The organism is Escherichia sp. WS1265 (assembly GCF_046487585.1).
Taxonomy (GTDB): Bacteria; Pseudomonadota; Gammaproteobacteria; order Enterobacterales; family Enterobacteriaceae; genus Escherichia; species Escherichia coli.
Map to the genome: position 1 here is coordinate 136492 of NZ_JBJQJE010000004.1, position 23748 is coordinate 160239.

Annotated in this window: 26 protein-coding genes; 23 read left to right on the forward strand and 3 right to left on the reverse strand. The window is 51.2% G+C overall.

What is annotated here, in order from left to right; translation table 11 throughout:
* Positions 1-115 precede the first annotated feature (115 nt).
* The 14 genes from yceD (at position 116) to ptsG (ending at position 12623) form a co-directional block, all read left to right on the forward strand.
* Positions 116-637 carry a 23S rRNA accumulation protein YceD gene (gene yceD, locus ACJHX3_RS05890; protein ID WP_001174481.1) on the forward strand — a complete coding sequence of 174 codons (522 nt, stop codon included), beginning with the start codon at positions 116-118 and terminating at the stop codon, positions 635-637.
* A gap of 51 nt (positions 638-688) precedes the next feature.
* On the forward strand, positions 689-862 hold the full coding sequence (gene rpmF / locus ACJHX3_RS05895) for a 50S ribosomal protein L32 (RefSeq protein WP_000290727.1): 174 nt from the start codon (positions 689-691) through the stop codon (positions 860-862).
* An 80-nt stretch (positions 863-942) separates the two neighbouring features.
* Positions 943-2013 carry a phosphate acyltransferase PlsX gene (plsX, locus tag ACJHX3_RS05900; protein ID WP_000197578.1) on the forward strand — a complete coding sequence of 357 codons (1071 nt, stop codon included), beginning with the start codon at positions 943-945 and terminating at the stop codon, positions 2011-2013.
* A 67-nt stretch (positions 2014-2080) separates the two neighbouring features.
* Positions 2081-3034, forward strand: coding sequence for a beta-ketoacyl-ACP synthase III (gene fabH / locus ACJHX3_RS05905; RefSeq protein ID WP_000288132.1), 954 nt, complete (start codon positions 2081-2083; stop codon positions 3032-3034).
* Between the two features lie 15 nt (positions 3035-3049).
* Positions 3050-3979 (forward strand): ACP S-malonyltransferase, encoded by a 930-nt coding sequence (fabD, locus tag ACJHX3_RS05910; RefSeq protein WP_000191372.1) that lies wholly within the window; start codon positions 3050-3052, stop codon positions 3977-3979.
* Positions 3980-3991: 12 nt separating this feature from the next.
* Positions 3992-4726 (forward strand): 3-oxoacyl-ACP reductase FabG, encoded by a 735-nt coding sequence (gene fabG / locus ACJHX3_RS05915; RefSeq protein WP_000007233.1) that lies wholly within the window; start codon positions 3992-3994, stop codon positions 4724-4726.
* 210 nt (positions 4727-4936) lie between these two features.
* Positions 4937-5173: an acyl carrier protein gene (gene acpP, locus ACJHX3_RS05920; RefSeq protein ID WP_000103754.1), complete on the forward strand. Its 237-nt coding sequence runs from the start codon at positions 4937-4939 to the stop codon at positions 5171-5173.
* Positions 5174-5260: 87 nt separating this feature from the next.
* Complete coding sequence (gene fabF, locus ACJHX3_RS05925) at positions 5261-6502, forward strand: beta-ketoacyl-ACP synthase II (protein WP_000044681.1); 1242 nt, start codon at positions 5261-5263, stop codon at positions 6500-6502.
* A 119-nt stretch (positions 6503-6621) separates the two neighbouring features.
* Complete coding sequence (pabC, locus tag ACJHX3_RS05930; RefSeq protein WP_000478686.1) at positions 6622-7431, forward strand: aminodeoxychorismate lyase; 810 nt, start codon at positions 6622-6624, stop codon at positions 7429-7431.
* Between the two features lie 2 nt (positions 7432-7433).
* The gene (yceG, locus tag ACJHX3_RS05935; RefSeq protein ID WP_000756838.1) at positions 7434-8456 is read left to right on the forward strand and encodes a cell division protein YceG; all 1023 of its coding nucleotides are present in this window, start codon (positions 7434-7436) and stop codon (positions 8454-8456) included.
* A complete protein-coding gene (tmk, locus tag ACJHX3_RS05940; protein ID WP_001257003.1) occupies positions 8446-9087 on the forward strand; it encodes a dTMP kinase in 642 nt (213 codons plus the stop codon). The genes yceG and tmk overlap by 11 nt, the downstream gene beginning before the upstream one ends.
* A complete protein-coding gene (gene holB / locus ACJHX3_RS05945; RefSeq protein WP_001267948.1) occupies positions 9084-10088 on the forward strand; it encodes a DNA polymerase III subunit delta' in 1005 nt (334 codons plus the stop codon). Before tmk ends, holB begins: the two co-directional genes overlap by 4 nt.
* 10 nt (positions 10089-10098) lie before the next feature.
* The gene (locus ACJHX3_RS05950) at positions 10099-10896 is read left to right on the forward strand and encodes a metal-dependent hydrolase (RefSeq protein ID WP_000480245.1); all 798 of its coding nucleotides are present in this window, start codon (positions 10099-10101) and stop codon (positions 10894-10896) included.
* A gap of 293 nt (positions 10897-11189) precedes the next feature.
* Positions 11190-12623: a PTS glucose transporter subunit IIBC gene (ptsG, locus tag ACJHX3_RS05955; RefSeq protein ID WP_000475720.1), complete on the forward strand. Its 1434-nt coding sequence runs from the start codon at positions 11190-11192 to the stop codon at positions 12621-12623.
* Between the two features lie 59 nt (positions 12624-12682).
* Here the strand turns inward: ptsG and fhuE are convergent, their stop codons facing one another.
* Complete coding sequence (fhuE, locus tag ACJHX3_RS05960) at positions 12683-14872, reverse strand: ferric-rhodotorulic acid/ferric-coprogen receptor FhuE (RefSeq protein WP_000953427.1); 2190 nt, start codon at positions 14870-14872, stop codon at positions 12683-12685.
* A gap of 333 nt (positions 14873-15205) precedes the next feature.
* On the opposite strand from fhuE, the gene hinT reads away from it, so the two are divergent.
* The 8 genes from hinT to ACJHX3_RS06000 all read left to right on the forward strand — a co-directional run bounded on the left by hinT (position 15206) and on the right by ACJHX3_RS06000 (position 21407).
* The gene (hinT, locus tag ACJHX3_RS05965; protein WP_000807125.1) at positions 15206-15565 is read left to right on the forward strand and encodes a purine nucleoside phosphoramidase; all 360 of its coding nucleotides are present in this window, start codon (positions 15206-15208) and stop codon (positions 15563-15565) included.
* A 2-nt stretch (positions 15566-15567) separates the two neighbouring features.
* Positions 15568-15945 carry a YcfL family protein gene (locus tag ACJHX3_RS05970; RefSeq protein WP_001225290.1) on the forward strand — a complete coding sequence of 126 codons (378 nt, stop codon included), beginning with the start codon at positions 15568-15570 and terminating at the stop codon, positions 15943-15945.
* A gap of 13 nt (positions 15946-15958) precedes the next feature.
* The gene (lpoB, locus tag ACJHX3_RS05975; protein ID WP_000164439.1) at positions 15959-16600 is read left to right on the forward strand and encodes a penicillin-binding protein activator LpoB; all 642 of its coding nucleotides are present in this window, start codon (positions 15959-15961) and stop codon (positions 16598-16600) included.
* The gene (gene thiK / locus ACJHX3_RS05980) at positions 16581-17405 is read left to right on the forward strand and encodes a thiamine kinase (RefSeq protein ID WP_024043818.1); all 825 of its coding nucleotides are present in this window, start codon (positions 16581-16583) and stop codon (positions 17403-17405) included. The genes lpoB and thiK overlap by 20 nt, the downstream gene beginning before the upstream one ends.
* Positions 17406-17415: 10 nt before the next feature.
* Positions 17416-18441 carry a beta-N-acetylhexosaminidase gene (gene nagZ / locus ACJHX3_RS05985; RefSeq protein WP_000529284.1) on the forward strand — a complete coding sequence of 342 codons (1026 nt, stop codon included), beginning with the start codon at positions 17416-17418 and terminating at the stop codon, positions 18439-18441.
* A gap of 22 nt (positions 18442-18463) precedes the next feature.
* Complete coding sequence (gene ycfP / locus ACJHX3_RS05990; protein WP_000587933.1) at positions 18464-19006, forward strand: alpha/beta hydrolase YcfP; 543 nt, start codon at positions 18464-18466, stop codon at positions 19004-19006.
* Positions 19007-19336: 330 nt separating this feature from the next.
* A complete protein-coding gene (gene ndh, locus ACJHX3_RS05995) occupies positions 19337-20641 on the forward strand; it encodes an NADH-quinone dehydrogenase (RefSeq protein ID WP_000211045.1) in 1305 nt (434 codons plus the stop codon).
* Between the two features lie 226 nt (positions 20642-20867).
* Complete coding sequence (locus ACJHX3_RS06000) at positions 20868-21407, forward strand: glycine zipper 2TM domain-containing protein (protein ID WP_001043459.1); 540 nt, start codon at positions 20868-20870, stop codon at positions 21405-21407.
* 61 nt (positions 21408-21468) lie between these two features.
* On the opposite strand, the gene comR is transcribed toward ACJHX3_RS06000, so the two are convergent.
* Positions 21469-22101 carry a TetR family copper-responsive transcriptional repressor ComR gene (gene comR / locus ACJHX3_RS06005; protein WP_001298465.1) on the reverse strand — a complete coding sequence of 211 codons (633 nt, stop codon included), beginning with the start codon at positions 22099-22101 and terminating at the stop codon, positions 21469-21471.
* A gap of 240 nt (positions 22102-22341) precedes the next feature.
* On the opposite strand from comR, the gene bhsA reads away from it, so the two are divergent.
* Positions 22342-22599, forward strand: coding sequence for a multiple stress resistance protein BhsA (gene bhsA / locus ACJHX3_RS06010; RefSeq protein ID WP_000800153.1), 258 nt, complete (start codon positions 22342-22344; stop codon positions 22597-22599).
* A gap of 82 nt (positions 22600-22681) precedes the next feature.
* On the opposite strand, the gene ldtC is transcribed toward bhsA, so the two are convergent.
* Positions 22682-23644: a L,D-transpeptidase LdtC gene (gene ldtC / locus ACJHX3_RS06015; RefSeq protein ID WP_001469339.1), complete on the reverse strand. Its 963-nt coding sequence runs from the start codon at positions 23642-23644 to the stop codon at positions 22682-22684.
* Between the last annotated feature and the right edge of the window lie 104 nt (positions 23645-23748).

The window sequence follows — 23748 nt, forward strand, 5'->3', positions numbered from 1 at the left end:
CACTGAACGAAAATAAAGCAGTAACCCGCAATGTGTGCGAATTATTGGCAAAAGGCAACCACATGCTGCCTTTTTCTTTGACTCTATGACGTTACAAAGTTAATATGCGCGCCCTATGCAAAAGGTAAAATTACCCCTGACTCTCGATCCGGTTCGTACGGCTCAAAAACGCCTTGATTACCAGGGTATCTATACTCCTGATCAGGTTGAGCGCGTCGCCGAATCCGTAGTCAGTGTGGACAGTGATGTGGAATGCTCCATGTCGTTCGCTATCGATAACCAACGTCTCGCAGTGTTAAACGGCGATGCGAAGGTGACGGTAACGCTCGAGTGTCAGCGTTGCGGGAAGCCGTTTACTCATCAGGTCTACACAACGTATTGTTTTAGTCCTGTGCGTTCAGACGAACAGGCTGAAGCACTGCCGGAAGCGTATGAACCGATTGAGGTTAACGAATTCGGTGAAATCGATCTGCTTGCAATGGTTGAAGATGAAATCATCCTCGCCTTGCCGGTAGTTCCGGTGCATGATTCTGAACACTGTGAAGTGTCCGAAGCGGACATGGTCTTTGGTGAACTGCCTGAAGAAGCGCAAAAGCCAAACCCATTTGCCGTATTAGCCAGCTTAAAGCGTAAGTAATTGGTGCTCCCCGTTGGATCGGGGATAAACCGTAATTGAGGAGTAAGGTCCATGGCCGTACAACAGAATAAACCAACCCGTTCCAAACGTGGCATGCGTCGTTCCCATGACGCCCTGACCGCAGTCACCAGCCTGTCTGTAGACAAAACTTCTGGTGAAAAACACCTGCGTCACCACATCACTGCCGACGGTTACTACCGCGGCCGCAAGGTCATCGCTAAGTAATCACGCGTCTGCGTGATGAAGCTTAGTGAGGATTTTCCCCAGGCAACTGGGGAAAGACCAAACCGGGCGGCGACGATACCTTGACACGTCTAACCCTGGCGTTAGATGTCATGGGAGGGGATTTTGGCCCTTCCGTGACAGTGCCTGCAGCATTGCAGGCACTGAATTCTAATTCGCAACTCACTCTTCTTTTAGTCGGCAATCCCGACGCCATCACGCCATTACTTGCTAAAGCTGACTTTGAACAACGTTCGCGTCTGCAGATTATTCCTGCGCAGTCAGTTATCGCCAGTGATGCCCGGCCTTCGCAAGCTATCCGCGCCAGTCGTGGGAGTTCAATGCGCGTGGCCCTGGAGCTGGTGAAAGAAGGTCGAGCGCAAGCCTGTGTTAGTGCCGGTAATACCGGGGCGCTGATGGGGCTGGCAAAATTATTACTCAAGCCCCTGGAGGGGATTGAGCGTCCGGCGCTGGTGACGGTATTACCGCATCAGCAAAAGGGCAAAACGGTGGTCCTCGATTTAGGGGCCAACGTCGATTGTGACAGCACAATGTTAGTGCAATTTGCCATTATGGGCTCAGTTCTGGCTGAAGAGGTGGTGGAAATTCCCAATCCTCGCGTGGCGTTGCTCAATATTGGTGAAGAAGAAGTAAAGGGTCTCGACAGTATTCGGGATGCCTCAGCGGTGCTTAAAACAATCCCTTCTATCAATTATATCGGCTATCTTGAAGCCAATGAGTTGTTAACTGGCAAGACAGATGTGCTGGTTTGTGATGGCTTTACAGGAAATGTCACATTAAAGACGATGGAAGGTGTTGTCAGGATGTTCCTTTCTCTGCTGAAATCTCAGGGTGAAGGGAAAAAACGGTCGTGGTGGCTACTGTTATTAAAGCGTTGGCTACAAAAGAGCCTGACGAGGCGATTCAGTCACCTCAACCCCGACCAGTATAACGGCGCCTGTCTGTTAGGATTGCGCGGCACGGTGATAAAAAGTCATGGTGCAGCCAATCAGCGAGCTTTTGCGGTCGCGATTGAACAGGCAGTGCAGGCGGTGCAGCGACAAGTTCCTCAGCGAATTGCCGCTCGCCTGGAATCTGTATACCCAGCTGGTTTTGAGCTGCTGGACGGTGGCAAAAGCGGAACTCTGCGGTAGCAGGACGCTGCCAGCGAACTCGCAGTTTGCAAGTGACGGTATATAACCGAAAAGTGACTGAGCGTACATGTATACGAAGATTATTGGTACTGGCAGCTATCTGCCCGAACAAGTGCGGACAAACGCCGATTTGGAAAAAATGGTGGACACCTCTGACGAGTGGATTGTCACTCGTACCGGTATCCGCGAACGCCACATTGCCGCGCCAAACGAAACCGTTTCAACCATGGGCTTTGAAGCGGCGACACGCGCAATTGAGATGGCGGGCATTGAGAAAGACCAGATTGGCCTGATCGTTGTGGCAACGACTTCTGCTACGCACGCTTTCCCGAGCGCAGCTTGTCAGATTCAAAGCATGCTGGGCATTAAAGGTTGCCCGGCATTTGACGTTGCAGCAGCCTGCGCAGGTTTCACCTATGCATTAAGCGTAGCCGATCAATACGTGAAATCTGGGGCGGTGAAGTATGCTCTGGTCGTCGGTTCCGATGTACTGGCGCGCACCTGCGATCCAACAGATCGTGGGACTATTATTATTTTTGGCGATGGCGCGGGCGCTGCGGTGCTGGCTGCCTCTGAAGAGCCGGGAATCATTTCCACCCATCTGCATGCCGACGGTAGTTATGGTGAATTGCTGACGCTGCCAAACGCCGACCGCGTAAATCCAGAGAATTCAATTCATCTGACGATGGCGGGCAACGAAGTCTTCAAGGTTGCGGTAACGGAACTGGCGCACATCGTTGATGAGACGCTGGCGGCGAATAATCTTGACCGTTCTCAACTGGACTGGCTGGTTCCGCATCAGGCTAACCTGCGTATTATCAGTGCAACGGCGAAAAAACTCGGCATGTCGATGGACAATGTCGTGGTGACGCTGGATCGCCACGGTAATACCTCTGCGGCCTCTGTCCCGTGCGCTCTGGATGAAGCTGTACGCGACGGGCGCATTAAGCCGGGGCAGTTGGTTCTGCTTGAAGCCTTTGGCGGTGGATTCACCTGGGGCTCCGCGCTGGTTCGTTTCTAGGATAAGGATTAAAACATGACGCAATTTGCATTTGTGTTCCCTGGACAGGGTTCTCAAACCGTTGGAATGCTGGCTGATATGGCGGCGAGCTATCCAATTGTCGAAGAAACGTTTGCTGAAGCTTCTGCGGCGCTGGGCTACGACCTGTGGGCGCTGACCCAGCAGGGGCCGGCTGAAGAACTGAATAAAACCTGGCAAACCCAGCCAGCGCTGTTGACTGCATCTGTTGCGCTGTATCGCGTATGGCAGCAGCAGGGCGGTAAAGCACCGGCAATGATGGCTGGTCACAGCCTGGGGGAATACTCCGCGCTGGTTTGCGCTGGTGTGATTGATTTCGCTGATGCGGTGCGTCTGGTTGAGATGCGCGGCAAGTTCATGCAAGAAGCCGTACCGGAAGGCACGGGCGCTATGGCGGCAATCATCGGTCTGGATGATGCGTCTATTGCGAAAGCGTGTGAAGAAGCTGCAGAAGGTCAGGTCGTTTCTCCGGTAAACTTTAACTCTCCGGGACAGGTGGTTATTGCCGGTCATAAAGAAGCAGTTGAGCGTGCTGGCGCTGCCTGTAAAGCTGCGGGCGCAAAACGCGCTCTGCCGTTACCAGTGAGCGTACCGTCTCACTGTGCGCTGATGAAACCAGCAGCCGACAAACTGGCAGTAGAATTAGCGAAAATCACCTTTAACGCACCAACAGTTCCTGTTGTGAATAACGTTGATGTGAAATGCGAAACCAATGGTGATGCCATCCGTGACGCACTGGTACGTCAGTTGTATAACCCGGTTCAGTGGACGAAGTCTGTTGAATACATGGCAGCGCAAGGCGTAGAACATCTCTATGAAGTCGGCCCGGGCAAAGTGCTTACAGGCCTGACGAAACGCATTGTCGACACCCTGACCGCCTCGGCGCTGAACGAACCTTCAGCGATGGCAGCGGCGCTCGAGCTTTAAAAGAGGAAAATCATGAGTTTTGAAGGAAAAATCGCACTGGTAACCGGTGCAAGCCGCGGAATTGGCCGCGCAATTGCTGAAACGCTCGCAGCCCGTGGCGCGAAAGTTATTGGCACTGCGACCAGTGAAAATGGCGCTCAGGCGATCAGTGATTATTTAGGTGCCAACGGCAAAGGTCTGATGTTGAATGTGACCGACCCGGCATCTATCGAATCTGTTCTGGAAAAAATTCGCGCAGAATTTGGTGAAGTGGATATCCTGGTCAATAATGCCGGTATCACTCGTGATAACCTGTTAATGCGAATGAAAGATGAAGAGTGGAACGATATTATCGAAACCAACCTTTCATCTGTTTTCCGTCTGTCAAAAGCGGTAATGCGCGCTATGATGAAAAAGCGTCATGGTCGTATTATCACTATCGGTTCTGTGGTTGGTACCATGGGAAATGGCGGTCAGGCCAACTACGCTGCGGCGAAAGCGGGCTTGATCGGCTTCAGTAAATCACTGGCGCGCGAAGTTGCGTCACGCGGTATTACTGTAAACGTTGTTGCTCCGGGCTTTATTGAAACGGACATGACACGTGCGCTGAGCGATGACCAGCGTGCGGGTATCCTGGCGCAGGTTCCTGCGGGTCGCCTCGGCGGCGCACAGGAAATCGCCAACGCGGTTGCATTCCTGGCATCCGACGAAGCAGCTTACATCACGGGTGAAACTTTGCATGTGAACGGCGGGATGTACATGGTCTGACCGCGATTTGCACAAAATGCTCATGTTGCGCGCAGTCTGCGTGGTTATGAGTAATAATTAGTGCAAAATGATTTGCGTTATTGGGGGGTAAGGCCTCAAAATAACGTAAAATCGTGGTAAGACCTGCCGGGATTTAGTTGCAAATTTTTCAACATTTTATACACTACGAAAACCATCGCGAAAGCGAGTTTTGATAGGAAATTTAAGAGTATGAGCACTATCGAAGAACGCGTTAAGAAAATTATCGGCGAACAGCTGGGCGTTAAGCAGGAAGAAGTTACCAACAATGCTTCTTTCGTTGAAGACCTGGGCGCGGATTCTCTTGACACCGTTGAGCTGGTAATGGCTCTGGAAGAAGAGTTTGATACTGAGATTCCGGACGAAGAAGCTGAGAAAATCACCACCGTTCAGGCTGCCATTGATTACATCAACGGCCACCAGGCGTAAGTGAACATCTCCAGGCGGTCGTTCGACCGCCTGAGTTTTATCTTTTTGTCCCACTAGAATCATTTTTTCCCTCCCTGGAGGACAAACGTGTCTAAGCGTCGTGTAGTTGTGACCGGACTGGGCATGTTGTCTCCTGTCGGCAATACCGTAGAGTCTACCTGGAAAGCTCTGCTTGCCGGTCAGAGTGGCATCAGCCTAATCGACCATTTCGATACTAGCGCCTATGCAACGAAATTTGCTGGCTTAGTAAAGGATTTTAACTGTGAGGACATTATCTCGCGCAAAGAACAGCGCAAGATGGATGCCTTCATTCAATATGGAATTGTCGCTGGCGTTCAGGCCATGCAGGATTCTGGCCTTGAAATAACGGAAGAGAACGCAACCCGCATTGGTGCCGCAATTGGCTCCGGGATTGGCGGCCTCGGACTGATCGAAGAAAACCACACATCTCTGATGAACGGTGGTCCACGTAAGATCAGCCCATTCTTCGTTCCGTCAACGATTGTGAACATGGTGGCAGGTCATCTGACTATCATGTATGGCCTGCGTGGCCCAAGCATCTCTATCGCGACCGCCTGTACTTCCGGCGTGCACAACATTGGCCATGCTGCGCGTATTATCGCGTATGGCGATGCTGACGTGATGGTTGCAGGTGGCGCAGAGAAAGCCAGTACGCCGCTGGGCGTTGGTGGTTTTGGCGCGGCACGTGCATTATCTACCCGCAATGATAACCCACAAGCGGCGAGCCGCCCGTGGGATAAAGAGCGTGATGGTTTCGTACTGGGCGATGGTGCCGGTATGCTGGTACTTGAAGAGTACGAACACGCGAAAAAACGCGGTGCGAAAATTTACGCTGAACTCGTCGGCTTTGGTATGAGTAGCGATGCTTATCATATGACGTCACCGCCAGAAAATGGCGCAGGCGCAGCTCTGGCAATGGCAAATGCTTTGCGTGATGCAGGCATTGAAGCGAGTCAGATTGGCTACGTTAACGCACACGGTACTTCTACTCCGGCTGGCGATAAAGCTGAAGCGCAGGCGGTGAAAACCATCTTCGGTGAAGCTGCAAGCCGTGTGTTGGTAAGCTCCACGAAATCTATGACCGGTCACCTGTTAGGTGCGGCGGGTGCAGTAGAATCTATCTACTCCATCCTGGCGCTGCGCGATCAGGCTGTTCCGCCAACCATTAACCTGGATAACCCGGATGAAGGTTGCGATCTGGATTTCGTACCGTACGAAGCGCGTCAGGTCAGCGGAATGGAATACACGCTGTGTAACTCCTTCGGCTTCGGTGGCACTAATGGTTCTTTGATCTTTAAAAAGATCTAAGTTGTCATTTTCCACCCTTATAAAAGGTCCGCTTGCGGGCCTTTTTTCTTAGCTTTTATTCCGACTTGTTCCGTAGTGAACATGCTGCCACACTAACAATTCTCTGATAAGGAGCCGGTATGTTCTTAATTAACGGTCATAAGCAGGAATCGCTGGCAGTAAGCGATCGGGCAACGCAGTTTGGTGATGGTTGTTTTACCACCGCCAGAGTTATCGACGGTAAAGTCAGTTTGTTATCGGCGCATATCCAGCGACTACAGGATGCTTGTCAGCGGTTGATGATTTCCTGTGACTTCTGGCCTCAGCTTGAACAAGAGATGAAAACGCTGGCAGCAGAACAGCAAAATGGTGTACTGAAAGTCGTGATCAGTCGCGGTAGTGGCGGGCGAGGGTACAGCACATTGAACAGTGGACCGGCAACGCGGATTCTCTCCGTTACGGCTTATCCTGCACATTACGACCGTTTGCGTAACGAAGGGATGACGTTGGCGCTAAGCCCGGTGCGGCTGGGGCGCAATCCTCATCTTGCAGGTATTAAACATCTTAATCGGCTTGAGCAAGTATTGATCCGCTCTCATCTTGAGCAGACAAACGCTGATGAGGCGCTGGTCCTTGACAGCGAAGGGTGGGTTACGGAATGCTGTGCGGCTAATTTGTTCTGGCGGAAGGGCAACGTAGTTTATACGCCGCGACTGGATCAGGCAGGTGTTAACGGCATTATGCGACAATTCTGTATCCGTTTACTGGCACAATCCTCTTATCAGCTTGTCGAAGTGCAAGCCACTCTGGAAGAGGCGTTGCAGGCAGATGAGATGGTTATTTGTAATGCGTTAATGCCAGTGATGCCCGTACGTGCCTGTGGCGATGTCTCCTTTTCGTCAGCAACGTTATATGAATATTTAGCCCCACTTTGTGAGCGCCCGAATTAGTCATGAAAAAAGTGTTATTGATTATCTTATTATTGCTGGTGGTACTGGGTATCGCCGCTGGTGTGGGCGTCTGGAAGGTTCGCCATCTTGCCGACAGCAAATTGCTTATCAAAGAAGAGACGATATTTACCCTGAAGCCAGGGACCGGACGTCTGGCGCTCGGTGAACAGCTTTACGCCGATAAGATCATCAATCGCCCACGGGTTTTTCAATGGCTGCTGCGTATCGAACCGGATCTTTCTCACTTTAAAGCCGGGACTTACCGCTTTACACCGCAGATGACCGTGCGCGAGATGCTGAAATTGTTGGAAAGCGGTAAAGAAGCACAGTTCCCGCTGCGACTGGTAGAAGGGATGCGTCTGAGCGACTACCTCAAGCAATTGCGTGAGGCTCCGTATATCAAGCACACGCTGAGCGACGATAAGTACGCCACCGTAGCGCAGGCACTTGAACTGGAAAACCCGGAGTGGATTGAAGGTTGGTTCTGGCCAGACACCTGGATGTATACCGCCAATACCACCGATGTCGCGTTACTCAAGCGAGCGCACAAGAAAATGGTGAAAGCGGTCGATAGCGCCTGGGAAGGGCGTGCGGACGGTCTGCCTTATAAAGATAAGAACCAGCTGGTGACGATGGCATCAATTATCGAAAAAGAAACCGCCGTTGCCAGTGAACGCGATCAGGTTGCCTCGGTATTTATCAACCGTTTACGCATTGGTATGCGCCTGCAGACCGACCCGACCGTGATTTACGGGATGGGAGAGCGTTATAATGGCAAACTTTCTCGTGCAGACCTGGAAACGCCGACAGCGTATAACACCTATACCATTACCGGTTTGCCTCCAGGTGCGATAGCGACGCCGGGGGCGGATTCGCTGAAGGCTGCTGCGCATCCGGCAAAAACGCCGTATCTCTATTTTGTGGCCGATGGTAAAGGTGGTCACACGTTTAATACCAATCTTGCCAGTCATAACAAGTCTGTGCAGGATTATCTGAAAGTGCTTAAGGAAAAAAATGCGCAGTAAGTATATCGTCATTGAGGGGCTGGAAGGCGCAGGCAAAACTACCGCGCGTAACGTGGTGGTTGAGACGCTCGAGCAACTGGGTATCCGCGACATGGTTTTCACTCGGGAACCTGGCGGTACGCAACTTGCCGAAAAGTTAAGAAGCCTGGTGCTGGATATCAAATCGGTAGGCGATGAAGTCATTACCGATAAAGCCGAAGTTCTGATGTTTTATGCCGCGCGCGTTCAACTGGTAGAAACGGTCATCAAACCTGCGCTGGCTAACGGCACTTGGGTGATTGGCGATCGCCACGATCTCTCCACTCAGGCGTATCAGGGCGGCGGACGTGGTATTGACCAACATATGCTGGCAACATTGCGTGATGCTGTTCTCGGGGATTTTCGCCCCGACTTAACGCTCTATCTCGATGTTACCCCGGAAGTTGGCTTAAAACGCGCGCGTGCGCGCGGCGAGCTGGATCGTATTGAGCAAGAGTCTTTCGATTTCTTTAATCGCACCCGCGCCCGCTATCTGGAACTGGCAGCACAAGATAAAAGCATTCATACCATTGATGCCACCCAGCCGCTGGAGGCCGTGATGGATGCAATCCGCACTACCGTGACCAACTGGGTGAAGGAGTCGGACGCATGAGATGGTATCCATGGTTACGACCTGATTTCGAAAAACTGGTAGCCAGCTATCAGGCCGGAAGAGGTCACCATGCGCTGCTCATTCAGGCGTTACCGGGCATGGGCGATGATGCTTTAATCTACGCCCTGAGCCGTTATTTACTCTGCCAACAACCGCAGGGCCACAAAAGTTGCGGTCACTGTCGTGGATGTCAGTTGATGCAGGCTGGCACGCATCCCGATTACTACACCCTGGCTCCCGAAAAAGGGAAAAATACGCTGGGCATTGATGCGGTACGTGAGGTCACCGAAAAGCTGAATGAGCACGCACGCTTAGGTGGTGCGAAAGTTGTCTGGGTAACCGATGCTGCCTTACTAACCGACGCCGCGGCTAACGCATTGCTGAAAACGCTTGAAGAGCCACCAGCAGAAACGTGGTTTTTCCTTGCTACCCGCGAGCCAGAACGTTTACTGGCAACATTACGTAGTCGTTGTCGGTTACATTACCTTGCGCCGCCGCCGGAACAGTACGCCGTGACCTGGCTTTCACGCGAAGTGACAATGTCACAGGATGCACTACTTGCCGCATTGCGCTTAAGCGCCGGTTCGCCTGGCGCGGCACTGGCGTTGTTTCAGGGAGATAACTGGCAGGCTCGTGAAACATTGTGTCAGGCGCTGGCATATAGCGTGCAATCGGGCGACTGGTATTCGCTGCTAGCGGCCCTTAATCATGAACAAGCTCCGGCGCGTTTACACTGGCTGGCAACGTTGCTGATGGATGCGCTAAAACGCCATCATGGCGCTGCGCAGGTGACCAATGTTGATGTGCCGGGACTAGTCGTCGAACTGGCAAACCATCTTTCTCCCTCGCGCCTGCAGGCTATACTGGGGGATGTTTGCCACATTCGTGAACAGTTAATGTCTGTCACAGGCATCAACCGCGAGCTTCTCATCACCGATCTTTTACTGCGTATTGAGCATTACCTGCAACCGGGCGTTGTGCTACCGGTTCCTCATCTTTAAGAGAGACATCATGTTTTTAGTCGACTCACACTGCCATCTCGATGGTCTGGATTATGAATCTTTGCATAAGGACGTGGATGACGTTCTGGCGAAAGCCGCCGCACGCGATGTGAAATTTTGTCTGGCAGTCGCCACAACATTACCAGGTTATTTACATATGCGGGATCTGGTAGGCGAACGTGACAACGTCGTATTTTCTTGTGGCGTGCATCCACTCAACCAGAATGATCCCTACGATGTAGAAGATTTACGCCGTCTGGCGGCAGAAGAGGGTGTTGTAGCGCTGGGTGAAACCGGTCTGGATTATTATTACACACCGGAAACTAAAGTACGTCAGCAAGAGTCCTTCATTCATCATATCCAGATTGGTCGTGAACTGAACAAGCCGGTTATCGTCCATACCCGTGACGCCCGCGCCGATACGCTGGCAATTCTGCGCGAAGAAAAAGTGACGGATTGCGGTGGCGTACTACACTGTTTTACAGAGGACAGAGAAACGGCGGGTAAATTACTGGATCTCGGATTTTACATCTCCTTTTCCGGCATTGTGACCTTCCGTAATGCGGAGCAACTGCGCGATGCTGCGCGTTATGTCCCCCTGGATCGGTTACTGGTGGAAACTGACTCACCTTACCTTGCGCCGGTGCCGCATCGAGGAAAAGAGAATCAACCTGCGATGGTTCGTGACGTTGCAGAATACATGGCTGTGTTGAAAGGTGTTGCCGTTGAAGAACTGGCGCAGGTAACCACCGATAACTTCGCCCGTCTGTTTCACATCGATGCTTCCCGCCTTCAATCCATCCGTTGAATGAGTTTTTTTAAAGCTCGTAATTAATGGCTAAAACGAGTAAAGTTCACCGCCTAAAATTGGGCGGTGAATAACCACGTTTGAAATATTGTGACATATGTTTTGTCAAAATGTGCAACTTCTCCAATGATCTGAAGTTGAAACGTGATAGCCGTCAAACAAATTGGCACTGAATTATTTTACTCTGTGTAATAAATAAAGGGCGCTTAGATGCCCTGTATACGGCGAGGCTCTCCCCCCTTGCCACGCGTGAGAACGTAAAAAAGCACCCATACTCAGGAGCACTCTCAATTATGTTTAAGAATGCATTTGCTAACCTGCAAAAGGTCGGTAAATCGCTGATGCTGCCGGTATCCGTACTGCCTATCGCAGGTATTCTGCTGGGCGTCGGTTCCGCGAATTTCAGCTGGCTGCCCGCCGTTGTATCGCATGTTATGGCAGAAGCAGGCGGTTCCGTCTTTGCAAACATGCCACTGATTTTTGCGATCGGTGTCGCCCTCGGCTTTACCAATAACGATGGCGTATCCGCGCTGGCTGCAGTTGTTGCCTATGGCATCATGGTTAAAACCATGGCCGTGGTTGCGCCACTGGTACTGCATTTACCTGCTGAAGAAATCGCCTCTAAACACCTGGCGGATACTGGCGTACTCGGAGGGATTATCTCCGGTGCGATTGCAGCGTATATGTTTAACCGTTTCTACCGTATTAAGCTGCCTGAGTATCTTGGCTTCTTTGCCGGCAAACGCTTTGTGCCGATCATTTCTGGCCTGGCTGCCATCTTTACTGGCGTTGTGCTGTCCTTCATTTGGCCGCCGATTGGTTCTGCAATCCAGACCTTCTCTCAGTGGGCTGCTTACCAGAACCCGGTAGTTGCGTTTGGCATTTACGGTTTCATCGAACGTTGCCTGGTACCGTTTGGTCTGCACCACATCTGGAACGTACCTTTCCAGATGCAAATTGGTGAATACACCAACGCAGCAGGTCAGGTTTTCCACGGCGACATTCCGCGTTATATGGCGGGTGACCCGACTGCGGGTAAACTGTCTGGTGGCTTCCTGTTCAAAATGTACGGTCTGCCAGCTGCCGCAATTGCTATCTGGCACTCTGCTAAACCAGAAAACCGCGCGAAAGTGGGCGGTATTATGATCTCCGCGGCGCTGACCTCGTTTCTGACCGGTATCACCGAGCCGATCGAGTTCTCCTTCATGTTCGTTGCGCCGATCCTGTACATCATCCACGCGATTCTGGCAGGCCTGGCATTCCCAATCTGTATTCTTTTGGGGATGCGTGACGGTACGTCGTTCTCGCACGGTCTGATCGACTTCATCGTTCTGTCTGGTAACAGCAGCAAACTGTGGCTGTTCCCGATCGTCGGTATCGGTTATGCGATTGTTTACTACACCATCTTCCGCGTGCTGATTAAAGCACTGGATCTGAAAACGCCGGGTCGTGAAGATGCGACTGAAGATGCAAAAGCGACTGGTACCAGCGAAATGGCACCGGCTCTGGTTGCTGCATTTGGTGGTAAAGAAAACATTACTAACCTCGACGCATGTATTACCCGTCTGCGCGTCAGCGTTGCTGATGTGTCTAAAGTGGATCAGCCTGGCCTGAAGAAACTGGGCGCAGCGGGCGTAGTGGTTGCTGGTTCTGGTGTTCAGGCGATTTTCGGTACTAAATCCGATAACCTGAAAACCGAGATGGATGAGTACATCCGTAACCACTAATCCGTAAGACGTTGGGGAGACTAAGGCAGCCGGATGGCTGCCTTTTTTACAGGTGTTATTCAGAATTGATACGTGCCGGTAATGCTGAAATTACGCGGTGCGCCGTAGACGATAGAACCTTCCACGTTGGTATCGTAGGTTTTGTCGAACAGGTTATTGACGTTCCCCTGTAACGAGAAGTTTTTCGTCACCTGGTAGCGGGTGAAGAGATCCACCAGCGCGTAGCTACCTTGCTCGGCGCGGAAGGTGCCATACGGTGTCACGGTGTCGGTATACACGCGATTTTGCCAGTTAACACCACCGCCGACCGTCAACTCTGGCATGACAGGCAACCGGTAGCTGGTGAACATTTTAACCGTGGTGCGTGGCAGATTAGGATTAACGGCGTTTCCTTCGTTATCCTCTGCAATATAGCGCGTTGCGCCAAACGTCAGCTGCCAGTTGTCGGTAATTGCGCCGTTGAGTTCAAATTCCACACCTTTACTGACTGTCCCATCCACCGCTTTATAGGCGGTTTCGCCGTTGCTGCCGGGGATAGGTGTACCGGTGGACTGAGCGACATTATCCTGCTCAATACGGAAGATGGCTAACGTGGTGGTCAGACGGCTATTCATCCAGTCCGATTTCAGACCCAGCTCGTAGTTGTTACCGGTGATTGGAGCCAGATATTTGCCTGAACTGTCACGATCATTTTGCGGCTGGAAAATAGAGGTATAGCTGGCGTAGGTCGACCAGTTGTCATTGATGTCAAACACCAGACCAGCATAAGGCGTGGTGTGGTTTTTCTCCATGCTGTAAGTCAGCGTATCAACCCGCCAGTTGGTATAACGAGCGCCGAGGATCAGATGCAGCGGATCGGCAAGGGTGACACGAGTGGCAGCATATAACGATTTCATATGTGTGGTATCGTCCTGCGCCAGGCTCTGTGGTGACCAGTCGGTTTGTGGGAAATTGCCATTAAAGTTGTAGAAACTGCCAATTTCATCCGGGAAGATGTTGGCCCATGAACTGAAGTAACGATTGTTTTGTTTGCTGTAACTGCCACCAAACATTAGATTGTGCTGACGACCAAACAATTCATAACTACCGTCAGCGAACAAATCCAGCGCATCAACTTTACGTTTGCCGCTGTTCCAACCGGTGCCGCCGACATAATCAAAGCCAGGTCCATAATTACTGTATGGCCCAACCAGCATACCATCCGCTTTGTTTACATAGGCATCGACATACATCATTTTGCTGTCAAATTCGACTTCGGAGTGGGTGGCATTCAGTGTCGCTTGCCAGGTATCAGCAAACCGCTGCTTCAGGGTCATAAAGACCTTGTTGATCTCTTTATCGTTGTACGCCCAGTCAGGTGCGGTACTGCGTGCGCGATCGTAACTGTTGCTGCTGCCATCAGTATTCCAGCGCGGTAAACCGCCCCAGGTTGGGCTATTAACATCAATGCGCTGATATTCGTAACCGGCTGAAAGCGTCGTAAGATCGCCTAAATCAGCATCAACAATGCCGGAGAAGAAGGTCTTTTCACTGTTGTAGCGGTCCAGCCATGAGTCGTTATTCTGGTAGCCGCCGACAATTCGCGCGCGGATTTTACCATCTTCGGTGAGTGGGCTTTGTAAATCCGCCACATACCGTTCTTTGTTCCAGCTACCGTATTCCGCCGAGACATCGCCTTTAAATTCACGACTGGTCGCGTGTTTTCGAACCATATTAATTGCCGCAGATGGATTACCCGTCCCGGTCATGAGTCCTGTCGCGCCACGCACTACTTCTACGCGTTCAAACAGTGCCATATCAGAAAGTGCGTCGCCCAGATTCCAGCGCGATTCAAAATAGGTGGGGATACCATCAACCATATAGTTATCAATCTGGAATCCGCGGGAATAATAAAGAGCACGATCGGAATCCGCCTGACTTTTGCTGATCCCCAGTGTGTTTTCCATCACTTCGCCCAGCGTTTGTAACTGCTGATCTTCCATCCGCTGCTGGCTAACAATAGTGACCGACTGAGGTATATCACGTTGAGTCATCTGCATTTTGGTACCCGCAGAGGTAGACGTTACGCTGTAATCATTTTCGTCATCAACTGGAGTAGTGGCTGAACCCTCAACAATCACCGTTTCTTCAGTGGCTGGTGCAGCAAAAGCGGCGGAAGGTAAGAGTGCCAGTGCTATGCAGGCGGCAAGCAGTGACGGTTTGGAGGTGGTTTGATGTTGATTATCCCTGTTAAATTGTGTTGAAAGCATCTGAAATCTCTTGGTTTATGTTGTCGTCAGGCTCATGCCGGAGGAGGGTGATGAGCGGTTATATTTAGTGTGCGAATAATTTTGCATGTAAATGCAAATGAGAAATATACGCATTCATATTTGACGTGTAAACCAAACAGAGAATGTCTTTTCAGCGCATTCGCAGGCAGAAATGGGAATAATGGCGATATATACGGCAGCAAAACGATTTTTTGCTTAAGAAATCGTGAGTTAAGGTTGAAAGAGCAGGTTTAACTCGACCATACTCTATACTCGCAGTGTGGCGCGGCGTAGCATGGCGCAACGCATGGCTATTTGAAAAAGGAAAATGTCGTGGCAGAAGAAACTATATTTAGCAAAATTATTCGTCGTGAGATCCCCTCCGATATCGTCTACCAGGATGATCTGGTAACGGCGTTTCGCGATATTTCGCCGCAAGCGCCAACGCATATTCTGATCATTCCAAATATCCTCATTCCAACTGTGAACGACGTGTCTGCTGAGCATGAGCAGGCGCTGGGACGCATGATCACCGTAGCGGCAAAAATTGCTGAGCAAGAAGGTATTGCCGAAGATGGCTATCGTCTGATCATGAACACCAACCGCCACGGCGGACAAGAGGTTTACCACATCCATATGCACTTGTTGGGTGGCCGTCCGCTGGGACCAATGCTGGCGCATAAAGGTCTGTAACGATGAGAAAAGGATGCTTTGGGCTGGTGTCTCTGGCGTTGTTAGTGCTGGTGGGCTGTCGTTCACATCCGGAAATTCCGGTGAATGATGAGCAATCGCTGGTGATGGAGTCATCTTTATTGGCTGCGGGCATCAGTGCAGAAAAGCCCGTCCTTTCGGCGTCTGATATTCAACCTTCAGCATCCTCAACGCTTTATAACGAAAGGCAAGAACCCGTTACCGTTCATTATCGTTTTTACTGGTATGACGCCAGAGGGCTGGAGATGCATCCTCTGGAAAGGCCACGCAGCGTTACCATTCCCGCGCATTCGGCGGTAACGCTGTACGGCAGCGCCAATTTTCTGGGGGCGCACAAAGTCAGACTTTATCTATATTTGTAAGGGGTGAATCTTGATGACAAAAATGAGTCGCTACGCCTTGATTACCGCGCTGGCGATGTTTCTCGCCGGGTGTGTGGGGCAACGTGAACCTGCGCCGGTAGAAGAAGTGAAACCAGCGCCGGAACAACCAGCCGAGCCGCAACAGCCTGTCCCCACAGTGCCATCGGTGCCGACGATACCGCAGCAGCCAGGCCCAATTGAGCACGAAGATCAAACGGCGCCGCCTGCGCCGCATATTCGCCATTATGACTGGAATGGCGCAATGCAGCCGATGGTCAGTAAGATGCTTGGGGCTGACGGCGTGACTGCGGGTAGCGTCCTGCTGGTTGATAGCGTTAACAACCGTACTAACGGTTCGCTGAATGCCGCAGAAGCGACCGAAACGCTGCGAAATGCGCTGGCTAATAACGGTAAATTTACCCTGGTTTCCGCCCAGCAGCTGTCGATGGCAAAGCAACAGTTAGGTTTGTCGCCGCAGGACAGTTTAGGCACCCGTAGTAAAGCCATAGGCATTGCCCGCAATGTCGGCGCTCATTACGTGCTGTACTCCAGCGCCTCTGGCAACGTTAACGCTCCGACCCTACAAATGCAGCTGATGCTGGTGCAGACGGGCGAAATTATCTGGTCAGGTAAAGGTGCCGTTTCGCAGCAATAATCCCATCACGCGCGACGAATTGCTGTCGCGCTTTTTCCCGCAGTTTCATCCCGTCACGACGTTTAATAGTGGGCTTAGTGGCGGGAGTTTTCTCATTGAACATCAGGGCCAGCGTTTTGTTGTGCGTCAGCCGCACGATCCTGATGCGCCGCGGTTCGCGTTCTTGCGCCAGTATCGGGCTTTATCACAACTACCCGCATGCATTGCACCGAAGCCGCATTTATATCTCCGTGACTGGATGGTGGTCGACTATCTGCCCGGCGAGGTAAAAACGTATTTGCCGGATACCAACGAACTGGCAGGCTTGCTGTATTATCTACATCAACAACCGCGTTTTGGCTGGCGAATAACGCTGTTGCCGTTACTGGAACTGTACTGGCAGCAAAGCGATCCGGCGCGGCGGACAGTGGGTTGGCTGCGAAGGTTAAAACGTCTGCGCAAAGCGCGGGAACCACGGCCTTTACGCTTAAGTCCATTGCATATGGATGTCCACGCCGGAAATTTAGTGCATAGCGCGTCAGGGTTAAAACTCATCGACTGGGAGTATGCCGGAGATGGTGATATCGCGCTGGAACTGGCGGCGGTGTGGGTGGAAAATACTGACCAGCACCGGCAATTGGTCAATGACTATGCCACTCGCGCGAAGATTTACCCGGCGCAATTATGGCGTCAGGTCAGGCGATGGTTTCCCTGGCTGCTGATGCTCAAAGCAGGGTGGTTTGAGTACCGCTGGGGACAAACCGGCGATCAACAATTTATCAGGCTGGCCGATGACACCTGGCGGCAGCTATTAATAAAACAATAAGGAGAGCAGTGTGGGTCCAGTAATGTTGGATGTCGAAGGTTACGAACTGGACGCGGAAGAGCGTGAAATACTGGCGCATCCGCTGGTGGGAGGGCTGATTCTCTTTACGCGTAACTATCATGATCCTGCCCAGTTACGTGAACTGGTGCGACAGATCCGCGCAGCTTCGCGCAATCATCTGGTGGTGGCGGTAGATCAGGAAGGTGGACGCGTGCAGCGTTTTCGTGAAGGTTTTACCCGCTTGCCAGCGGCACAATCATTCGCTGCGCTGTTGGGAATGGAAGAAGGCGGAAAACTGGCGCAAGAGGCAGGTTGGTTGATGGCCAGCGAAATGATTGCTATGGATATTGATATCAGCTTTGCGCCAGTGCTGGACGTCGGGCATATCAGCGCGGCGATTGGCGAGCGTTCTTATCATGCCGATCCCGAAAAAGCCCTGGCAATTGCCAGCCGGTTTATTGATGGTATGCATGAAGCCGGAATGAAAACTACCGGGAAACACTTCCCAGGACACGGTGCAGTAACGGCAGACTCACACAAAGAAACACCGTGTGACCCACGTCCGCAAGCGGAGATTCGCGCTAAAGATATGTCGGTCTTCAGTTCCTTAATCCGCGAGAATAAACTCGACGCCATTATGCCTGCGCATGTGATCTACAGTGATGTCGATCCGCGTCCGGCGAGCGGTTCTCCCTACTGGCTGAAAACCGTTTTGCGTCAGGAACTGGGTTTTGATGGCGTGATTTTCTCTGACGATTTATCGATGGAAGGTGCCGCAATTATGGGCAGTTATGCCGAACGCGGGCAGGCATCACTGGACGCGGGTTGCGATATGATCCTGGTCTGCAATAATCGTAAAGGGGCCGTCAGCGTGTTAGATAATCTGTCACCGATCAAGGCAGAACGTGTTACACGTTTGTATCATAAAGGTTCATTTTCGCGACAGGAACTGATGGACTCGGCTCGCTGGAAAGCGATCAGCGCCCGTCTGAATCAGTTACATGAACGCTGGCAGGAAGAGAAAGCAGGTCACTAACCCTGGCTTATGTGAGGAAGCGATGATTATCTATTTACACGGTTTTGACTCTAACAGTCCGGGTAACCACGAGAAAGTCTTACAATTGCAGTTTATTGACCCGGATGTACGCTTGATAAGCTACAGTACGCGGCATCCGAAACATGATATGCAGCATCTGCTTAAAGAAGTGGACAAAATGTTGCAGCTGAACGTCGACGAGCGTCCGCTGATTTGCGGCGTTGGTCTGGGCGGATACTGGGCGGAACGGATTGGTTTTCTTTGCGACATCCGCCAGGTGATCTTCAACCCTAATTTGTTCCCTTATGAGAACATGGAAGGCAAGATTGATCGCCCGGAAGAGTATGCCGATATTGCCACTAAGTGTGTGACCAACTTCCGTGAGAAGAATCGCGATCGTTGCCTGGTGATTTTGTCGCGTAATGATGAAGCGCTTAACAGCCAGCGGACATCTGAAGAGCTGCATCATTATTACGAGATTGTCTGGGACGAAGAGCAGACGCACAAATTCAAGAATATCTCCCCGCATTTGCAGCGCATTAAAGCGTTCAAAACCCTCGGGTAAATGCCCTCGTCGCATCAGGTAACCTTGCCGGTACCTGATGCGCATTTTATCAGGCCTACCAAACGTCCTCCATACACCCCTCACGCTATACCACTCTCATAAATTCGCTCAAATAATAAACAATAAGCTCTGTTTTTTGATCTCGCCCGGTAAAGTCGCCTATCTTTTCAGCAACAAAACTTGATTAACATCAATTTTGGTATGACCAATGCACCATTCATGTTATTCTCAATAGTGAAGAACATTTTCATTGCTGTAACCTGTTGTTAATTAAGAGCTATGTTAATAACCATTAATTAACAATTGGTTAATAAATTTAAGGGGGTCACGTTGACTACTCCATTGAAAAAAATTGTGATTGTCGGCGGCGGTGCTGGTGGGCTGGAAATGGCAACACAGCTGGGGCATAAGCTGGGACGCAAGAAAAAAGCCAAAATCACGCTGGTCGATCGTAACCACAGCCACCTGTGGAAACCGCTGCTGCACGAAGTGGCGACTGGCTCGCTTGATGAAGGCGTTGATGCGTTGAGCTATCTGGCCCATGCGCGTAATCATGGTTTCCAGTTCCAGCTGGGTTCCGTCATTGATATTGATCGTGAAGCGAAAACAATCACTATTGCAGAACTGCGCGACGAAAAAGGTGAATTGCTGGTTCCGGAACGTAAAATCGCCTATGACACCCTGGTAATGGCGCTGGGTAGCACCTCCAACGATTTCAATACGCCAGGTGTCAAAGAGAACTGCATTTTCCTCGATAACCCGCACCAGGCGCGTCGCTTCCACCAGGAGATGCTGAATCTGTTCCTGAAATACTCCGCCAACCTGGGCGCGAATGGCAAAGTGAACATTGCGATAGTCGGCGGCGGCGCGACGGGTGTAGAACTCTCCGCTGAATTGCACAACGCGGTCAAGCAACTGCACAGCTACGGTTATAAAGGTCTGACCAACGAAGCCCTGAACGTAACGCTGGTAGAAGCGGGCGAACGTATTTTGCCTGCATTACCGCCACGTATCTCTGCTGCGGCTCATAATGAGTTAACGAAACTTGGCGTTCGCGTGCTGACGCAAACCATGGTCACCAGTGCTGATGAAGGCGGCCTGCATACTAAAGATGGCGAATATATTGAGGCTGATCTGATGGTATGGGCAGCCGGGATCAAAGCGCCAGACTTCCTGAAAGATATCGGTGGTCTTGAAACCAACCGTATCAACCAGCTGGTGGTGGAACCGACGCTGCAAACCACCCGCGATCCAGACATATACGCTATTGGCGACTGCGCGTCATGCCCGCGTCCGGAAGGGGGCTTTGTTCCGCCGCGTGCGCAGGCCGCACACCAGATGGCAACCTGCGCAATGAACAACATTCTGGCGCAGATGAACGGTAAGCCGCTGAAAAATTATCAGTATAAAGATCACGGTTCTCTGGTATCGCTGTCGAACTTCTCCACCGTCGGTAGCCTGATGGGTAACCTGACGCGCGGCTCAATGATGATTGAAGGACGAATTGCGCGCTTTGTATACATCTCGCTATACCGAATGCACCAGATTGCGCTGCATGGTTACTTTAAAACTGGATTAATGATGCTGGTGGGGAGTATTAACCGCGTTATCCGTCCGCGTTTGAAGTTGCATTAATCGACGTACACTGGCGGATGCGGCGTAAACGCCTTATCCGCCCTGGACAAATGGTACGAGCGGTAGGCCTGATAAGACGCGTTAAGCGTCGCATCAGGCATTCCTTCAGACTCCTCCGAATCCTTAAGTATTTCCAGCCATTCCCGCGCTTTTCATCTTCTGTCTGATAGCTGCTTTTCTCCTTCGCTTGCATGATTGGCATAACTGCAAAGAAGGAGGTGTTCCCGTGAATAAATCAATGTTGGCGGGTATCGGGATTGGTGTCGCAGCTGCGCTGGGCGTAGCGGCAGTGGCCAGTCTGAACGTGTTTGAACGTGGCCCGCAATACGCTCAGGTTGTTTCTGCAACCCCAATCAAGGAAACGGTTAAAACACCGCGTCAGGAGTGTCGCAACGTCACAGTGACCCATCGTCGACCGGTGCAGGATGAAAATCGCATTACCGGGTCGGTGCTCGGCGCTGTTGCTGGCGGCGTGATAGGGCATCAGTTTGGTGGCGGTCGTGGTAAAGATGTCGCCACTGTTGTGGGGGCGCTGGGTGGTGGATATGCCGGTAACCAGATCCAGGGCTCTCTCCAGGAAAGCGATACTTACACGACTACGCAACAGCGTTGTAAAACGGTGTATGACAAGTCAGAAAAAATGCTCGGTTATGATGTGACCTATAAGATTGGCGATCAGCAGGGCAAAATCCGCATGGACCGCGATCCGGGTACGCAGATCCCGCTAGATAGTAACGGGCAACTGATTTTGAATAACAAAGTATAACAAGGCTGTACTCTGCAATTTGGCCCCTCATTCGCTCAGGCTGAGGGGCTTTTTTTGCGACTTATTTCAGCAGTTCCGGCCATAAACGCAAAGTCGTTCGGGCAATTTGCATCAGTTTTTCCAGCGATGCACCTTCGCGTGCGCTGATCGACATCCCCTGAATAATACAATTAAGGAATTCTGCCAGATGCGTCACGTCACAGTGGGTCGGGATTTCCCCGCGCGCTTGTCGTTGACATAAAAACTGCTGCAAAGTGCGCTCTTGCATCGCATGGCGTGATTTCAGCGTATTGGCGATATCTCCGGAATCCGGGGAGAGGGTGGTGCAGTTGTTGATCATAAAGCAGCCAGCCGGGGTGTCTTTGCTGGTAAAGCAGTTGGCGATGGCAGCAAAATAGTCAGCCAGCGCAGACTCCACGCTTTTCTCTTCACAAAACAGCTGTGCTTCATGCTTAGCGGCAAAACGATCGATATAGCGGTCGAGTACGGCGCGGAATAACCCCTCTTTGTTGGTAAATTCCGCGTATAGCGTGGGCGCTTTGGCTCCGGTCGCTTCGACGAGGTCCGCAAGAGAAGTCGCTTCATAACCGTGTTGCCAGAACAATTTCATGGCCTTATCAAGCGCGGCATCCCTGTCGAACACTTTTGGGCGGCCACGGCTTTTTTTTACACATTGTGTTGAGTCAGTTGCCATGATGCCGTTGTACCTGGTGACTGTGAATGAAAGGTTATTATAAAAATAATTACCTCCGTTCACCAGTCCAGATCCCATAAAAATAATTGCTTTCTATTTAACTGAAATTTAAGGATTTTTAAATTAATTAATGATTGTTATAAAAAATATCTTGTATGTGATCCAGATCACATCTATCATTTAGTTATCGATCGTTAAGTAATTGCTTGCGACGTCATTCATCTGCATAAGGCCACTATTATGAAAAACGTAAAAACCCTCATCGCTGCGGCGATTTTAAGCTCAATGTCATTTGCCAGCTTTGCGGCTGTCGAAGTTCAGTCAACGCCAGAAGGCCAACAAAAAGTCGGTACTATCAGTGCTAACGCGGGGACAAATCTGGGATCGCTGGAAGAGCAGCTGGCGCAAAAAGCGGATGAGATGGGCGCAAAATCTTTCCGTATTACTTCTGTAACCGGTCCGAATACCCTCCATGGAACAGCAGTAATTTATAAATAAGCATTAACCCTCATTAATGCCTGCTACTGCTGATTTTTTTCCCCGCGACATGCCGTGTCGCGGGGATTTTTTTATCCAGGATTTACAAAGTTTGTGGGCTCACTTGATGACGGCGGACATCCACCGGCATCCCGGAACGGACATCCATCACATGTTGCATCACTTCAGCGTCAGTTTGTGCTGCATCTTTAAATGATTGCATTGCGCTATTCAGCGTAATTGGCAGCAGCTGCGGATCGTCATCAATCTTCTCTGACAGCGGCTGATGTACTTCAACCAGACGCGCACCGTTTGGTTCGGCAGAGACTTTAATCGGGGTGTTGATGATATTTACTTTGGTACCTGGGGTGACCTGGCTAAAGAGTGTTTTGATATCGTCATCCCGCAGACGAATACAGCCAGAACTTACCCGCATGCCAATGCCGAAATCGGCGTTCGTACCATGAAGCAAATAAACGCCGCCATAGGCCGCCAGACGAATCGCATGATGGCCCATTGGGTTATCCGGTCCAGCCGGCACTACCGCAGGCAACTCAATTCCCTGTGCTTTATAACGGGCGCGGATGTTTGCCGTTGGCGTCCAGGTTGGGTTTGCTCGTTTGTCTGAAACGGTGGTCACCATTGTCGGTGTCAGCGTGTCACCACCCAACTGACCAATACCTATTGGATACACGGTTACCGAATTTTTACCCGGCGGGTAGTAATAGAGACGCAGCTCCGCAATATTGATCACAATGCCTTCGCGCGGCGCATCTGGAAGTAGGGTTTGCAACGGGATCGTTAACACGCTACCCGCGCGCGGTACGTAAGGATCAACGCCGGGGTTAGCCTGTAACAGAGCGAGAAAGCCGACGTTATATTTTTTGGCGATGGCTTCCAGAGAACCACCGTCATTTTCCACCACATGAAATTTGTTTTCGCCAACCAGACGACTGCCCGCTGGCGGCAGCGGCCAGGTGTTGGCTTTTGCCGGCAGCGCCAGCACCACGGCAGCGGCGAACGTAAAAAACGTTAGCCAGCGAGAAAAACGCGTTTTGATCATCACCAAAAATCCATAATAAATATAAGGTTATTGTAATAAACAGATAAGCCTGAATTATGGATGGTGACAGTGTCGGATAGTGCAGGGAAGTGCAAAGAATTTGTAAA